This window comes from Streptomyces sp. NPDC005195 (assembly GCF_040608315.1).
Classification (GTDB): domain Bacteria; phylum Actinomycetota; class Actinomycetes; order Streptomycetales; family Streptomycetaceae; genus Streptomyces; species Streptomyces kaempferi.
Genome location: NZ_JBEXHZ010000223.1, coordinates 1 through 2,801, shown reverse-complemented (window position 1 = coordinate 2,801; position 2,801 = coordinate 1). Strand labels below are relative to the sequence as shown.

The 2,801-nt window shown below is 66.1% G+C and carries 1 protein-coding gene and 2 pseudogenes; 2 read left to right on the top strand and 1 reads right to left on the bottom strand.

Features of this window, described 5'->3' with window-relative positions:
- Positions 1–181: 181 nt before the first annotated feature.
- Positions 182–355: pseudogene (locus ABZV34_RS38225) on the bottom strand (transposase); the annotation flags it as partial.
- A gap of 50 nt (positions 356–405) precedes the next feature.
- Here ABZV34_RS38225 and ABZV34_RS38220 point away from each other — a divergent pair.
- Both ABZV34_RS38220 and ABZV34_RS38215 read left to right on the top strand, forming a co-directional pair.
- Positions 406–1,392: pseudogene (locus ABZV34_RS38220) on the top strand (ISAzo13 family transposase); the annotation flags it as partial.
- 603 nt (positions 1,393–1,995) lie between these two features.
- Positions 1,996–2,801: reverse transcriptase domain-containing protein (locus ABZV34_RS38215; RefSeq protein ID WP_356287535.1), on the top strand; the 806-nt coding region annotated here is incomplete at its 3' end.

Here is a 2,801-nt window from a genome sequence, read left to right as displayed (position 1 = left end):
GCGATCTACCCCTGGATCCGCAGCGGCGAGATGGCCGCCCGCCAGGCCCGCCACCGCCGCTGGTGCATCGCCTGGGACAACAACATCGAGGCGTACTGGAAACAGCGCGTGGCCAACTCCTCCCACCTCAAGCGGCGAACGAACAGCAACTACGAGACAGGACAGGCAGTATGAAACCGACTTCCCACAGCTTCACGATCGCCGGATACTTGCAGCCCCATGCCTCCTGGAACTCCAGGAAGCGTTCCGTGGCTGCGTCCTCGCCGGGTGCGGTGTAGACGGGCTTGAGTACTTTCGCGATCTTGTCCCAGTCCTGGCGGGCGGCATAGCGGAAGGAGTTCCGCAGCAGGTGAAGCCGTCAAAGAACAACACGTTGCTTCGCGGGAACGATCTCGTTGATGTGGTGTGCGAATATCCGACGATGTGTGCGGCCGGCTGGCCCGACGGTTCGAGGTCCTGCTCCCGCATTTGAACGAGCGTCAGCAGCGGCTGACGCTGGCGACCGAGGCTCGACTGCTTGGCCACGGGGGCGTGCGCCTGGTCGCGCGGGCAGCCGGAGTCAGCGAGACGACCGTCCGCAAGGGCGTATTCGAGCTCGAAGCCGGTGTCGATCCGCTGCCCGAGGGCCGCGCCCGGCGTCCCGGTGGCGGGCGGATGCGGGCCGAGGCCGTTGACCCGCATCTGGTTCCCGCGCTGATGGCGCTGGTCGAACCGGATGAGCGCGGTGATCCGATGTCGCCGTCGCGCTGGACGACGAAGTCGCTTCGGCACCTGGCTGCCGAGCTGTCCCGGCAGGGGCATCGCGTCACCGCGCCCACGGTGGGCCGGCTGTTGAAGGAGTACGGGTTCAGCCTGCAGGGCACCGCCAAGACCCTGGAAGGCGATCAACATCCCGACCGGGACGCACAGTTCCGTTACATCAACGGGCAGGTCAAAGAGGACCAGGCCGTGGGCGAGCCGGTGATCAGCGTGGACGCAAAAAAGAAGGAACAGCTGGGGCAGCCGCCTGTGGCCGGCCAGGAGTGGCGTCCGGCCGGCCATCCCGTCGAGGTCGAGGACCACAGCTTCTTCGCCGGCCCACGGGTGGAGACGGTGATCCCGTACGGGATCTACGACATGACCGCGAACACCGGCTGGGTGAACGTGGGCGTCGACCACGACACGGCCGTGTTCGCGGTCGCCTCGATCCATCGCTGGTGGCAGGCCCGCGGCTGCCACGATTACCCTGCGGCGTCCCGGCTACTGATCACTGCGGACGCCGGCGGATCCAACAGCTACCGCTACCGGTTGTGGAAGGCCGAACTGGCCGCGTTCGCCGCCGAGACCGGCCTGACGGTCACGGTCTGTCACTTTCCACCGGGCACTTCGAAGTGGAACAAAATCGAGGTGCGCCACGAGGCGCCACTGTTACCGGGCAGGGGTGCAAGACCCCTGACGCCGGACTGTCGCAGCAGTCCGGTGAAGCTGAGGGCAGCCGATCCGTGGAGTCGCACGGTGAGGTGAGAGCAGCCCTGACAACGTCGGGACGCGTCGGTACTTCCAGACGGCGCGGGTTCGGCAAGTAAGACGAGACGCCGTACGAGAGGAACCAGTGTCTGACGTCCCGTAAGGGTTCCACCGGCTCCAACCTGGAGGATGTGGGCCGGGTGCAGTGCATGCCACCTGCTGGTTCGTAGGGGTGGCGACTTCGAAGCCGGTCTCTCGATGCCGGTGGGGAGGCCACGCTGAATGCCTGCGGCGTAGGTGTGGCGATGCTGCCGGGGTAGAGCTGGACGGCTCGCTCGTCGATCGGTAAGTGGTGAACGTGGGAAGCGTGTTGGAACCGCCCTCCCTGGCCGGCATCCGGCCGTCAGGTGGGCAGGCCCGTCGTCGGCCGAGGGTTCTGGTGCGTGGCGGAGGCCCCGTAGTAGTCCGAGCGCACGAGAGGTGCGTACATGGCGAGGGGGGCCAGCAAGTCAGCAGCGGAAGTATGGGAAGGCCAGGAGGTTGTCGCCGGTGAACACCGACGAGCTGGAGGCCGCCATATATGTGGCGGAACGCCGGGTACTGGAGATCCAGACCAAGCTGCACCGTTGGGCCCGTGACGATCACCGTCGCAGGTTTGATGATCTGTTCAGTCTCGTTGCCGATCCTGCGTTTCTGCTGGTTGCGTGGGATCGGGTGCGGAGCAACAAGGGCGCGAAGACCGCCGGGGTGGACGGCCGGACGGCCGCCTCCATCGGGTTGGGCATGGGCGTCGAGGAGTTCCTCGACGGGCTACGGGCCAGCATCAAGGACCGTAGTTTCCGTCCCCTTCCTGTCCGTGAGCGGATGATTCCCAAGGCGGGCGGCAAGTTGCGCCGTCTGGGGATCGCGACGATCACGGACCGGGTGGTGCAGGCGTCCTTGAAACTGGTGCTGGAGCCGATCTTCGAGGCGGATTTCCTCCCGTGTTCCTACGGGTTCCGTCCCAAGCGCCGGGCTCACGACGCGGTGGCCGAGGTGCGCTTCTTCACGTCCAAGTCGTACGAGTGGATCGTTGAAGGAGACATCGAAGCCTGCTTCGACGAAATCTCGCACCCTGCCCTGATGGACAGAGTGCGGGCCCGCGTCGGGGACAAACGCGTCCTGGCCCTGGTGAAGGCGTTCTTGAAGTCGGGGATCCTCGGTGAGGACCGTGTGCTCCGGGACACCACTGCCGGTACTCCACAGGGTTCGATTCTCTCGCCGCTGATGAGCAATGTGGCCCTCTCCGTCCTGGACGAGTACATCGCCCAGGTGCCGGGAGGGCCGGGATCCAAGCCCTGGGAGCGGGCCAAGCG